General features: G+C 72.4%; 11 protein-coding genes. 5 read left to right on the plus strand and 6 right to left on the minus strand.

The window, feature by feature from the left end; translation table 11 throughout:
• Nucleotides 1-5: 5 nt before the first annotated feature.
• Nucleotides 6-1004 carry an NAD(P)/FAD-dependent oxidoreductase gene (locus ABTY62_RS05950; RefSeq protein WP_352128150.1) on the plus strand — a complete coding sequence of 333 codons (999 nt, stop codon included), beginning with the start codon at nt 6-8 and terminating at the stop codon, nt 1002-1004.
• A 130-nt stretch (nt 1005-1134) separates the two neighbouring features.
• Here the strand turns inward: ABTY62_RS05950 and ABTY62_RS05955 are convergent, their stop codons facing one another.
• The 3 genes from ABTY62_RS05955 to ABTY62_RS05965 all read right to left on the minus strand — a co-directional run bounded on the left by ABTY62_RS05955 (nt 1135) and on the right by ABTY62_RS05965 (nt 5007).
• The gene (locus tag ABTY62_RS05955; protein WP_352128151.1) at nt 1135-3219 is read right to left on the minus strand and encodes a PTS fructose transporter subunit IIABC; all 2085 of its coding nucleotides are present in this window, start codon (nt 3217-3219) and stop codon (nt 1135-1137) included.
• Nucleotides 3220-3304: 85 nt separating this feature from the next.
• Nucleotides 3305-4249 carry a 1-phosphofructokinase gene (gene pfkB / locus ABTY62_RS05960; RefSeq protein ID WP_352128153.1) on the minus strand — a complete coding sequence of 315 codons (945 nt, stop codon included), beginning with the start codon at nt 4247-4249 and terminating at the stop codon, nt 3305-3307.
• Nucleotides 4246-5007, minus strand: coding sequence for a DeoR/GlpR family DNA-binding transcription regulator (locus ABTY62_RS05965; RefSeq protein ID WP_352128154.1), 762 nt, complete (start codon nt 5005-5007; stop codon nt 4246-4248). The genes pfkB and ABTY62_RS05965 overlap by 4 nt, the downstream gene beginning before the upstream one ends.
• A gap of 267 nt (nt 5008-5274) precedes the next feature.
• Between ABTY62_RS05965 and ABTY62_RS05970 the strand changes: the two genes are divergently transcribed.
• Nucleotides 5275-6012, plus strand: a complete 738-nt coding sequence (locus tag ABTY62_RS05970; RefSeq protein WP_352128155.1) for an SDR family oxidoreductase — start codon at nt 5275-5277, stop codon at nt 6010-6012.
• 136 nt (nt 6013-6148) lie between these two features.
• On the opposite strand, the gene ABTY62_RS05975 is transcribed toward ABTY62_RS05970, so the two are convergent.
• Nucleotides 6149-7150 (minus strand): sigma-70 family RNA polymerase sigma factor, encoded by a 1002-nt coding sequence (locus tag ABTY62_RS05975; RefSeq protein WP_352128156.1) that lies wholly within the window; start codon nt 7148-7150, stop codon nt 6149-6151.
• A gap of 475 nt (nt 7151-7625) precedes the next feature.
• On the opposite strand from ABTY62_RS05975, the gene ABTY62_RS05980 reads away from it, so the two are divergent.
• The gene (locus ABTY62_RS05980; protein WP_352128157.1) at nt 7626-8048 is read left to right on the plus strand and encodes a hypothetical protein; all 423 of its coding nucleotides are present in this window, start codon (nt 7626-7628) and stop codon (nt 8046-8048) included.
• Between the two features lie 148 nt (nt 8049-8196).
• Nucleotides 8197-9309 carry a questin oxidase family protein gene (locus ABTY62_RS05985; RefSeq protein WP_352128158.1) on the plus strand — a complete coding sequence of 371 codons (1113 nt, stop codon included), beginning with the start codon at nt 8197-8199 and terminating at the stop codon, nt 9307-9309.
• A gap of 8 nt (nt 9310-9317) precedes the next feature.
• On the opposite strand, the gene ABTY62_RS05990 is transcribed toward ABTY62_RS05985, so the two are convergent.
• Complete coding sequence (locus ABTY62_RS05990; RefSeq protein ID WP_311726456.1) at nt 9318-10079, minus strand: dioxygenase family protein; 762 nt, start codon at nt 10077-10079, stop codon at nt 9318-9320.
• A gap of 196 nt (nt 10080-10275) precedes the next feature.
• On the opposite strand from ABTY62_RS05990, the gene ABTY62_RS05995 reads away from it, so the two are divergent.
• On the plus strand, nt 10276-10779 hold the full coding sequence (locus ABTY62_RS05995; protein ID WP_352128286.1) for a MarR family winged helix-turn-helix transcriptional regulator: 504 nt from the start codon (nt 10276-10278) through the stop codon (nt 10777-10779).
• Between the two features lie 145 nt (nt 10780-10924).
• On the opposite strand, the gene ABTY62_RS06000 is transcribed toward ABTY62_RS05995, so the two are convergent.
• Complete coding sequence (locus tag ABTY62_RS06000; RefSeq protein WP_352128159.1) at nt 10925-12433, minus strand: MFS transporter; 1509 nt, start codon at nt 12431-12433, stop codon at nt 10925-10927.
• Nucleotides 12434-12469 lie beyond the last annotated feature (36 nt).

Below are 12469 nucleotides of genomic sequence, written 5' to 3' on the forward strand. Positions count from 1 at the left end.
GAGCGATGACGGAAACGGAGACGGAGGCGGAGACCACCATGGACGCCGACCTGATCGTCGTCGGTGGGGGCCCGGCCGGCTGCGCCGCCGTGGTGATGGCGGCGGGCCTCGGAATCCGGTCCGTGCTCGTCGAGTCGGACGACTCGCTGTGCCGGGCGCTGGAGCGCGTTCCGGTGCTCAGCAATGTGATCGGCTTCCCCACCGGCCCCGCGCTGGCGGCGGCGATCAGGGCGGATGTCGCCCGCTCCGGTCTGTGCCGGGCGGAACTCGGCCGGCGGGCCGTGCGGATCGACACCCATGAGGACCGGGTGGAGGTCGTCACCGTGCCCGCGGGGGCGGCGACCGGCCCCGGGCTGCTGCTGACCGCGCCGTACGCCGTGGTCGCCACCGGCGTGGGGTCGCTGCGGCCCGAGGACGCCGGTTGGATCGGCGGTCACCGGGGTCTGGAGCTGCCTCCGCTGTGGGAGGCGGACCCCGCCGCGCTCGCCGGCCGCAGCACGCTGGTCCTCGGTGCCGACCGGCCGCTCGGCACCTATCTGCGGGCCCATCCGGGCCTGGAGAGCCGGTTTGTCGTCGCCTGTCCGCCGGGCGACGCGTACAAGGCCGAGGAGATCGCCCAGGACCCGCGGGTCGAGCTGGTGCCGGTGCGTCATCTGACCCTCATGCCGCCCGCGCCCGGGGAGCCGCCCTCGCCCGGGGCGCCGGTGACGGCCGAGGCGCTGACCCTGGAGGGCGAGCGGCGGACTCTCACCGGACACCGAGGGTTCCGCAACCTCGGCAGCGGCCCCACGCCGCCCGGCGGGGACCTCTCCGCCGACGCCTCGGGCTACTGCCCGCCCGCCCTTCAGCACCCGAGGGTCTTCACCGCGGGCGATCTGCGCTCCGCCCGCTTCCAGCGGATCGCGACCGCCATGGGGTCCGGGAGCGAAGCCGCGCTCGGCGCCTACTACGCGTCGCGCGGCCTGCCGACGGAGGTGACGGATGACGTACCGCCCCACGCATGACCCGGCGGTGAGGCGGAGTCGATCCGCCTCACCGCCGGGCAAGGGACGCCGCGGTCCGCGGCAGTGGCTGCGGCCGTGGGGGTGGCCGTGGCTCTGGTTCTGGTTGCGGTTGTGGTTGTCGTTCCGGTGGTCAGACGGTGGCGGGCACCTTCGCCGCGCCGCCGGCGCCGCCCGCCGCGGCCTCGCCGTCGGCGACCGCGGCCGCCTCGGGCCGGGTCGTCTTGCGCATGCCCTTGAGGACGATGACCAGACCGGCCGAGACCGCCGTGCCCGCCGCGATGGCCAGCAGGTAGAGGAACGGCTGTCCGATCAGCGGGACCACGAAGATGCCGCCGTGCGGGGCGCGGAGCGTGCAGTCGAAGGCCATCGACAGCGCGCCGGTGACCGCGCCGCCCACCATCGAGGAGGGGATCACCCGCAGCGGGTCCGCTGCCGCGAAGGGGATCGCGCCCTCGCTGATGAAGGACGCCCCCAGCACCCAGGCCGCCTTGCCGTTCTCCCGCTCGGTCTTGGTGAACAGCTGCCCCCGGACGTTGGTGGCCAGGGCCATGGCCAGCGGCGGGACCATGCCGGCCGCCATCACCGCGGCCATGATCTTGAGGCTGCCGGTACTCGGGTCCGACACCGCGATGCCGCCGGTCGCGAAGGCGTACGCGACCTTGTTGACCGGGCCGCCCAGGTCGAAGCACATCATCAGGCCCAGGATGACGCCGAGGATGATGGCGTTCGTGCCGGAGAGCCCGTTGAGCCAGTCGGTCATGGCGCTCTGCGCGGAGGCGATGGGCTTGCCGATCACCACGAACATCAGGAAGCCGACGATCGCCGAGGAGATCAGCGGAATCACCACCACCGGCATGATGCCGCGCAATGGCGCAGGGACCTTGAACCGCTGGATGCCCATGACCACGGCGCCCGCGATCAGGCCCGCGACCAGGCCGCCCAGGAAGCCCGCCTTGATGGTGGTCGCGATATAGCCACCGACGAAGCCGGGCACCAGGCCGGGCCGGTCGGCCATGCCGTAGGCGATATAGCCGGCCAGGACCGGCACCAGGAAGGTGAACGCCGCCCCGCCGATCTGGAAGAGCAGCGCCGCCCAGCTGGCCTGCTCCGTCCACACGAAGTGGTCGGCGACGGACTTGGCGCTCGCGATCTCGTAGCCGCCGATCGCGAAGGCCAGCGCGATCAGCAGACCGCCCGCGGCGACGAACGGGACCATGTAGCTGACACCCGTCATCAGCCACTTGCGCAGCCGGGTGCCGAAGCGGTCACCGTGCTCACCGGCCGCGTCCATCGGCGACGGGCGGTCGGCGCCCGCGGAGGAGGCGGCGGGTGCGCTGATCTCGCCGCGCGCGGCCTTCCCGCGCACCTCGGCGATCAGCTCCGCCGGGCGGCTGATGCCCGCCTTCACCCCGACGTCGACGGTCGGCTTCCCGGCGAACCGCTCCTTCTCCCGCACCTCCACGTCATGCGCGAAGATCACCGCGTCGGCGGCGGCGATGGTGCCGGGGGCGAGCCTGTCGAACCCGGCCGAGCCCTGGGTCTCGACCACCAGCTCGATCCCGGCCTCCCGAGCGGCGTTCTCCAGCGACTCGGCTGCCATATAGGTGTGAGCGATGCCGGTGGGGCAGGAGGTCACGGCCACGATCCGGAAGGGCGCGGAGACCGCGGGTGCCGCGGGCTCCGCTCCGGCTGCGGCAACGGGAGCGGGAGCGGCCGGCTCGGCCGCGTCGCCGGTGTCGCCCGGCTCGGCTTCGGCCGCCGCCGACGGCTCCGGCTGGTCGCCGCGGATCAGGGCGGCCGCCTGCCGCGGGTCGTCGGCGGCGCGCAGCGCGCCGGTGAACTCGGCGTTCATCAGCTGGCGCGCCAGGCTGGACAGGATGGTCAGGTGATCGCTGTCCGCGCCCGCGGGCGCGGCGATCAGGAAGATCAGGTCGGCCGGACCGTCCGGGGCGCCGAAGTCGATGCGCGCGGCGCTGCGCCCGAAGGCCAGCGTCGGCTCGGTGACATGTTCGCTGCGACAGTGCGGTATGCCGATGCCGCCGTCGAGTCCGGTCGGCATCTGCGCCTCACGGGCCGCCACGTCGGCCAGGAAGCCGTCGAGGTCCGTGACGCGGCCGACCGCGACCATGCGTTCGGCGAGCGACCTGGCGGCCGCTTCCTTGGTGTCGGCGGACAGGTCCAGGTCAACCAGATCCGCGGTGATCAGCTCACTCATCTCGCGGCTCCCTTGCATGCGGTGCCGCCCCGGGGAAGGTGGGCGGGCGAAATGGGGACAGGGGGTGGGACGGGGGTCGGGCTGGTCACGCGGGCTCCGTGAGAGCGCGGTCCAGCGGAACGTCCGCGGTCGTGGTGACGGCGGACGGGTCCAGGTCGGCCGGGGTGGGCATGACGCTTCCCGGCAGTTGTACGGCGGCCGCGCCATGTGCCACGGCCGAGGCGAGGGCGGCCGGCCCGAGGCCGCCCGCGGCGAGGAATCCGGCGAGGGAAGCGTCGCCCGCACCGACATTACTGCGGACGGCGGCGACAGGCGCCGAGCCGAAGTAGCTGCCGGTCTCGTCGACCAGCAGTTGGCCGTCCGCGCCGAGGCTGGCCAGGACGGCGCGAGCGCCGAGCGCCCGCAGTTCCTCGGCCGCCTTCACCGCGTCGCCGACGGTGGCCAGCGGGCGGCCCACGGCCTGGGCCAGCTCCTCGGCGTTCGGCTTGACGACGTCGGGGCGCTCGCGGAGGGCCGCGGTGAGCGAGGGTCCCGAGGTGTCCAGGGCGATCCGGGCGCCCGCGCGGTGGGCCCGCGCCACCAGCTCGGCGTACCACTCGGGGGCGAGCCCGGGCGGCAGGCTGCCGCAGCAGGCGATCCAGTCGGCGTCGGCCGACTGCGCCCGCACGGCCTCCAGCAGCGCCTCCGCCTCGGCGGTGGTCAGCTCGGGCCCGGCCGCGTTGATCTTGGTGAGGGTGCCGTCGGGCTCGGCCACGGAGATATTGACCCGGGTCGAGCCCTGCACGGGGACGCCCGCGGCCTCGATCCCCAGCCCGCCGAGCAGCCGCGCCAGCAGCGCGCCCTCCGGCCCGCCCAGCGGCAGCACGGCGACCGTGCGGTGCCCGGCGGCGGCCACGGCCCGTGAGACATTGACGCCCTTGCCGCCGGGGTCGACCCGGTCGGCGGCGGCCCGCAGCACGGCGCCGCGCTCCAGCCCGGGGATCTCGTAGGTGCGGTCCAGGCTGGGGTTGGGGGTGACGGTGAGGATCATACGCGCGCTACTTCCGTGCCCTGCCGCTCGATGGCCAGGGCGTCCTGCGGGCTGAGCCCGGTGTCGGTGATGAGCAGATCGACAAGGCCGAGGTCGCCGAACCGGGCGAAGTGCTCCTGGCCGAACTTGGACGAGTCGGCGAGGAGGACGACCCGGCGGGCGGCGGCCACGATGGCGCGCTTGACCGCGGCCTCCGCGAGGTCGGGGGTGGTCAGCCCGCCCTCGAGCGAGAAGCCGTTGGTGGCGAGGAAGACGACATCGGCCTTGACCTCTCCGTAGCCGCGCAGCGCCCAGGCGTCCACCGCGGCGCGCGTGCGGTGGCGAACCCGGCCGCCGACGAGGTGGAGGGCGATGCCGGGGTGGTCGGCGAGCCGGGCGGCGATCGGCAGCGCGTGGGTGACGACGGTGAGGTCCGCCTCCAGCGGGACCGCGGCGGCCAGCCGGGCCGCCGTCGAGCCCGCGTCGATGATCACGCTGCCGTCGGCGGGCAGCTCGGCGACGGCGGCGCGCGCGATGCGGTCCTTCTCGTCGGCGGCGGTGCTCTCGCGCTCGGCGAGGTCGGGTTCGAAGTCGAGACGGCCGGCCGGGATGGCACCCCCGTGCACGCGGCGGACCAGGCCCGCCCGGTCGAGCGCCCGCAGATCGCGCCGCACGGTCTCGGCGGTGACCTGGAACTCCTCGGCGAGGGACAGCACATCCACCCGCCCGCTCTCGCGGGCCAGCCGGAGGATCTCCTGCTGCCGCTCCGGTGCGTACATGTGGGTTTACGTCCTTTCCATGCCCGAACCTGTGATTTCGCGGCCAGATTACGTCCCCAATGCCAGGAAGTAAACAGACTCGGGCAGAAAACAATCTCGTACGGACACGCCCGGGCCAAAGCCGGACGCGATCGGGCATACGTGGCGGGCCAGCGCGACGTCCGAATGCCGCCGGAAACTTCGCCCCTACGCCACGAGGATCGAGCCATGTCCTCCAGGACGACTCAAACCACAGCAACACGACTGAAGACAGGACGAGGGACGCACATGGCACTCGACGGCAAGGCGGCACTGGTCACCGGCGGCAGCCGGGGCATCGGCGAGGCGGTGGCGCTCCGGCTCGCCGAGGAGGGCGCCGACATCGCCCTGACCTACCAGAACAGCGAGGACCGGGCGGCGGCCGTCGTCGACCGGATCAAGGCCCTGGGCCGCCGGGCCTGGGCCGTCCAGGCCGACAGCGCGGACCCGCGCGCGGTGCGTGCGGCCGTGGCCGGGGCGGCCGCGGAGTTCGGGCGGCTCGACATCCTGGTCAACAACGCGGGCACCGGTGTGCTCGGCCCGATCGGCGATCTGGCGCTGGAGGACGTGGACCGCGTCCTCGCCGTCAACGTCCGCGCACCCTTCCTCGCCGCCCAGGCCGCCGCCCACCATCTGACCGACGGCGGGCGCATCATCAACATCGGCAGCTGCATGGCCGAGCGCGTCGCGTTCCCCGGCGGCTCGCTGTACGCGATGAGCAAGACCGCCCTGACCGGGCTGACCAAGGCGCTGGCCCGCGAGCTCGGCCCCCGCGGCATCACCGCCAACCTCATCCACCCCGGCCCCGTCGACACCGATATGAACCCCGCCGACGGGGAGGGTGCCGGCATGCAGAGCGGCTTCACCGCGCTCGGCCGCTACGGGCAGCCGTCGGAGATCGCCGCGACAGTCGCCCACCTCGCCGGGGAGGACGGCCGCTACATCACCGGGGCGTCGATCGCCGTGGACGGCGGCTTCGCCGTCTGAGCGTCGGACGCCCTGGAGCAGCACCCGACACAGGGTTGAGCCCCGGCGCCTGGGGGGGGAAGAGGCGCCGGGGCTCGTCTGTGGGTGGGTGAACAGATCAGGGGTAAGGAAAGGGACAACAAGGGAGGACGGTGGCTCAGGCCGCTTCGTCGAAGCCGGTCTGGCGCGCCATCTTCTTGAGCTCCAGCAGCGCGTGCTTCTCGATCTGGCGAATCCGCTCACGCGTGAGGCCATGCTGCTTGCCAACCTCCGTGAGCGTGCGCTCCCGCCCGTCGTCGATGCCGTACCGGGCCTTGATGATGGACGCGGTGCGGTCGTCGAGCCGGCCGATGAGACCCTCCAGCTCCTCGCTGCGCAGCAGTGTCATCACCGACTGCTCGGGCGAGACGGCCGAGGTGTCCTCCAGCAGATCGCCGAACTGGGTCTCGCCCTCGTCGTCCACCGACATGTTCAGGCTGACCGGGTCGCGGGCCCAGTCGAGCACATCCGAGACCCGCTCGGTCGTGGAGCCGAGCTCCTGGGCGATCTCCGAGTGCTCCGGCTCGCGGCCGTGCTCACGGTTGAACTCGCGCTGCACCCGACGGATCCGGCCGAGCTCCTCGACCAGGTGGACGGGCAGCCGGATGGTGCGGGACTGATCGGCGATCGAGCGCGTGATGGCCTGGCGGATCCACCACGTGGCATAGGTCGAGAACTTGAAGCCCTTGGTGTAGTCGAACTTCTCCACCGCGCGCACCAGGCCGGCGTTTCCCTCCTGGATCAGGTCGAGGAGGGGCAGCCCGCTGCGCGGGTACCGGCGCGCGACGGCCACGACCAGGCGCAGGTTGGAGCGGATGAAGACGTCCTTGGCTCGGGCGCCCTCGGCGGCTATCGCCTCCAGCTCCTCGCGGCTCGCGCCGGCCGCCGCGGCGTCCTCGATCTCACTGTCCAGGATCTGCTGGGCATAGACACCCGCTTCGATTGCCTGAGACAGCTCGACCTCCTTGGCCGCGTCGAGCAGCGGGGTGCGAGCGATCTCGTCGAGATACATGCCGACCAGGTCGCGATCGGCGATCTCCCCGCCTGTGGCGCGAACACTGTTGGCCCCATCAGTGCCACTGCCGGTGGCCTGATTGCGGGCGACGGCACGGGTTGCCATGCGTGCTCCCTTACAGATGGATCGGGCGCGGACTGTGGACGGATATTCCTGCCGGGTGCCCCGTCCGATGGAAACAACGACTGGAATCCGGACAGAATTCCCCTGACCCGCAGAGCATTTCGCGATCATGCAGTACCCTGTCCGGACGCACGGTGTCGATTTGCCCCTATAACACCCGGAAGTGCAGGTCAGGACGGGTACCGAAGGCGGCCCACGGCCCCTCGCCCACCTCTGCGGACCACGCGGTCCGGGCCATGGCCATCACCCCCGATGCCGACCCTTCACCGTCGGACGGCGGCGCCCGCGGTGCTCTCACCCCCGAAGACGTGCCCGGCCCGATTCTGGTTGCGTGCGCCGGAACTCGGCCATCCGCCGAGTTGCCGGGGCCGTCACCCGGGTGTGCGCTGGAGAGTGAGAGGTCAGGGCGCCTGACTCCGGGCGCCCGCACCAGGGCGCCGACGAAGGAGAGCCCGCCATGAACGCCCCCACCGCAGCCCCGGCGCACCACCGCCATCGTCCACATCTCAGTCTCCCCCACGTCCAGGTCCGTGCGCACCCCTCGGCCTCCTGGGTGGTCCCGACCGTGCTGGGCATCCTCTATGGCGGATACGTGATGTTCATCGATCACAACCAGGGGACCCCCGCGCCCTGGGCCGGTCTGCTCGGCCTGGTGGCGGCCGTGGTCGCCGGGGCGCTCTGCTATCTCATCGGCAGGACCCAGTCCGCCTTGATGCCGGAGCTGAGGGCGGCGGCGTACGGGGCGCTCCTCGGCTGCGCCTTCGGCTTCCTGTACAGCGTGAGCGGGCACTCCGTGTTCCGCTCCTCGATGATGGGCCTCGCCGGCGGGCTGGCGATGTACGCCGCGTCCTACTACGCCTTCCGCACCCACGCCGACTGACCGCCGGGCCCCGATCCAGGCCCCGTCCAGGCCCCATCCAGGCCCCCGGACCAGGAACCCGGGCCGCGCGGCGTAGGTCCCCGGGCCCCCGCACCCGTACATCGCCGGACCGTTACGGCACCCGGCCCCGCTGCCTAGCGTGGCGTGCATGGACGATACGAGCGGCACACTCGACGAAGCGCTGGAACGGCTGCACACCGCGGGCCCCGAGCGCGGCGGCTGGCTGACCAACCACGCCCCGATGGCCGTCGAGGCCCTGGTCCGGAACGGGCGGGCCCCCTCGGTGCACCGTTGGCTCGACCTCTACGCCGACAAGCTCGAAGACATGCCGGCTCCCTACGCCACCGTCACCGACGCGAACTGGGCCGAGGCGCTCGGCGACCCGCGCCGCATCACCGACTGGACCGCGTACTTCACCCGCGAGCTCGCCGACCACCCCTGGCGCGATGTCCTCGCCCAGTGGTGGCCGCGGCTGCTGCCGGGGATCGCCGGCGGGGCGACGCATCCGGTCATCCGCGTCGGCCACGCGGTACGCACCCTCCTCCTCGAGACGGGGCAGTCCCCGACGGCAGGCCGAGCGGCCGCCGGGCCGCGCGCCCACGAGCTGGCCCACGCCCTCGGCTACTGGGCCGCCCGCCACGCCCCGCTGCCCCCGCTCGGCGTGCTGCCGGGGCCCGCCCCGCGCACCCCCGCCGACGCGCTGGCCGCCGTACCGCGCATCGCCGACCAGGACGGCGGCATCCGCGACCGGCTGGCGCAGATCACGACGTTCCCGGCCTGGCCCGCCCCCGCCGGCGCCACCGCCCCCGGAGCGCCCGGGCCGGACGAGGCGCGCGAGCTGCTGGCCGGGCTGGTACGGGCCGCGGCGCACCGCTACGCCACCCACGCTCACGGCTCGCCGATCATGCTGGTCCACGCCGTGACCGCGCCCAACGCCGTGCTGCGCACCCTGCCCGCGCTCCCCCGTGAGCTGTGGGCGGCGAGCCTGGACGCGGCATGGGCCGCGAGCGCCGCGGTGCTGGCCTCGTACGCGCCGCCCTCGGCCGCCCCGCCCGGCGAGCTGCCGGCCGTACCGGCCGGGTCGACGCCCGCCGAACGGTCCGGCGAGGTCTTCGCGCACGCCGCGGCGCACGGCGACGAGCACGTGATCAAGCTGGCCGACACGGTGCTCGACGTCGCGGCGACGCCGACCGGCGAAAGCGACGAACTCGCCCTCGCCGGGGCCCTGCGCGCATGCGCGCTCATCGAGCCGATGGCCTGATGCCCCCGTCAGCCGAACTGCACGGACCGCTTGGCCAGCCCCATCCAGAAGCCGTCGATGACGCTGCGCTGGCTGCCGAGGTCGGACTCCGCGGCTCCGAGCGTGACGAACAGTGGCGCGAAGTGCTCGGTGCGCGGGTGGGCCAGGCGGCCCGCCGGGGACTTGCGCTCGAAGTCCAGCAGCGCGTCGATGTCCTGGGCGTCCAGCGCCCGGTGCCCCCAGTCGTCGAACTCCGTCGACCAGCCGGGCGGCGTCGGCCCCGCGTTCCGCAGCGCGGCCAGGTTGTGGGTGAAGAAGCCGCTGCCGACGATCAGCACCCCCTCGTCCCGCAGCGGGGCGAGCTTGCGGCCGATGGCCAGCAGCTCGCCCGGGTCGAGGGTGGGCATCGACACCTGAAGGACGGGGATGTCGGCGTCCGGGAACATCTCGACGAGCGGGACGTACGCGCCGTGGTCCAGGCCGCGGTCCGGTATGTCCTGGACGGGCGTGCCCGTCGTACGCAGCGTCCTGCGCACCCGCTCGGCGAGCTCGGGCGCGCCGGGGGCGTCGTAGCGCACCCGGTAGTAGTGCTCGGGGAAGCCCCAGAAGTCGTACACCAGCGGCACGGTCCGGGTGGCCCCGAGCGCCAGCGGCGCCTCCTCCCAGTGGGCGGAGACCACCAGAATCGCCTTGGGCCGGGGCAGCCCGGCCGACCAGGCGGCGAGCTGGCCGGGCCAGATCGGGTCGTCGGCGAGCGGCGGAGCGCCGTGGCTGAGATAGAGGGCGGGCATGCGCCCGTCCGGTACGGATGAAGAGGCGGATGAGGCAGAGGCAGAGAAAGAGGCGGACGCGGACGGCGTGGTGGCGGCGGACATGGCGGCTCCCGAAGCCAGAACTTGAAGTCTCAAGAGAAATTTTACGGGCACACTGTAGCCCGCACTTGTTTAAAGTTCAAGGACTGGCTCCTACAATGGACACGTGGAAGCGATGAAAAACCCCGCAGACGCCGATGAAGACGCCCGCTGGCTGACCGACGACGAGCAGCGCACCTGGCAGGCCTACATCCAGACGAGCATGCTGCTCGAAGACCATCTCGACCGTCAGCTCCAGCGTGACGCAGGCATGCCGCATGTGTACTACGGCCTGTTGGTGAAGCTCTCCTGGGCGCCCCGCCACCGGCTGCGGATGACCGAACTGGCCGAGGCGGCGAAGATCACCCGGTCCCGTCTCTCGCACGCCATCACTCGCCTGGAGAAGAACGGCTGGGTACGGCGCGAGGACTGCGCCTCCGACAAGCGCGGCCAGAACGCCGTCCTGACGGACGAGGGGTTCGAGGTGCTGAAGAAGGCCGCGCCCGGCCATGTCGAGGCCGTGCGCGCGGCGATATTCGACCGGCTCACACCGGAGCAGATCCGCCAGTTCGGCGACATCTGCCGCATCGTCGCGGACGGTCTTCAGCCGGAGGGCGCCGACCTGCCCTGGCTGCGCTGACCCCCGTCCCGGCTGCGCTGACCCCTGCCCCGGCCGCGCCGCACGGCATGGCACGGCACGCGAAACGGCGGAAAGCCCCGCTCCTCCCGGAGCGGGGCTTTCTCATCGCACCGCGTGCGGCCCTACGACGGCCGGATGACGCGGATCAGTGCGCCATGACCGGGATCGCGTCCTCCGCCGCGCCGTCGCCGGAGCCGGTGGCCGCCGGGCCGCCGTCCTGCCGTCCGGCGTTGACGAAGGTTATGGCGATGACCGCGGAGACCACCAGGATGCCGACCGCCCACCAGATGGCGGTGGTGTAGCCGTGCACCATCGACTGGAGCTCCAGCACCTTCGGCGAGCGGGCCGTGGCCGCGTGCGACTTGCCGTACTCGTTCCCCGCGCTGGTGGCGATGGTGTTGAGGAGCGCGGTGCCGATCGCGCCGCCCACCTGCTGCGAGGTGTTGACCATCGCGGAGGCGACACCCGCGTCACGCGGCTGGATGCCATGCGTGGCCAGGCTCATCGCCGGCATGAACGCGGTGCCCATGCCGAGGCCCAGCAGCAGGAACCCGGGCAGGATCAGCAGCGGGTACGAGGTGTCCAGGTCGATCTGGGTCAGCAGGAGCATGCCGATCGCGGCGACCAGGAAGCCCGGGCCCATCAGCAGCCGGGCCGGGACCCGGGTCATCAGCCGGGTGCCGATCTGCGTCGAGCCGGTGATCATACCGACGATCATCGGCAGGAAGGACAGACCGCTCTTGACCGGGCTGTACCCCTTCACGACCTGCATGTAGTAGGTCAGGAACAGGAACAGACCGAACATGCCGATGACTGCCAGGCCCAGCGCCAGGTACACGCCACCGCGGTTCCGGTCGGTGATCACCCGCAGCGGCAGCAGCGGCGCCTTGACCCGCGACTCGACGACCGCGAAGGCGGCCAGCAGCACCACGGCGGCGACGAACAGGCCGATGGTCAGACCGGCGGTCCAGCCGTCGCTCTCGGCGCGGGTGAAGCCGTAGACCAGCGAGACCAGGCCCAGCGTGGCCAGCAGAACACCGGGGATGTCGAGCTTGGCGGGGTTGCGGCTCTCGGCGGGCTCGCGGATCACGGAGATCGCGCCGACCGCGGCGATGGCCGCGAAGGGGATGTTCACGAAGAACGTCCAGCGCCAGTTCATGTACTCGGTCAGCACACCGCCGAGGATCAGACCGACGGCACCGCCACCACCCGCGATGGCACCGAAGATGCCGAACGCCTTGGCGCGCTCCTTGGCGTCGGTGAACATCACCGCGAGCAGCGAGAGCGCGGACGGGGCGAGCAGCGCGCCGAAGAGGCCCTGAAGCGCGCGGGCGCCCATCAGCATGGGCGAGTTGAGCGCGGCGCCGCCCAGCGCCGAGGCGACCGCGAAGCCGACCAGGCCGACCACGAAGGTCTGCTTGCGGCCCCACAGGTCGGCGAGGCGTCCACCGAAGAGCAGCAGACCGCCGAAGGCCAGCGCGTAGGCCGTGATGACCCACTGCTTGTTGGCGTCGGAGATGTCCAGGGCGTCCTGGGCGGAGGGCAGGGCGATGTTCACGATGGTCGCGTCGAGCACGACCATCAGCTGGGCGAGGGCGATGAATATCAGCGCTTTCCAGCGCCGGGGATCGACGGAAGATGCCGTTTCAGGCATGAGTGGGCCTACCTAGCGGTGCGGAGAGTGAAAAAC

The sequence above is a fragment of the Streptomyces sp. NPDC097640 genome (assembly GCF_040302705.1).
Classification (GTDB): Bacteria; Actinomycetota; Actinomycetes; order Streptomycetales; family Streptomycetaceae; genus Streptomyces.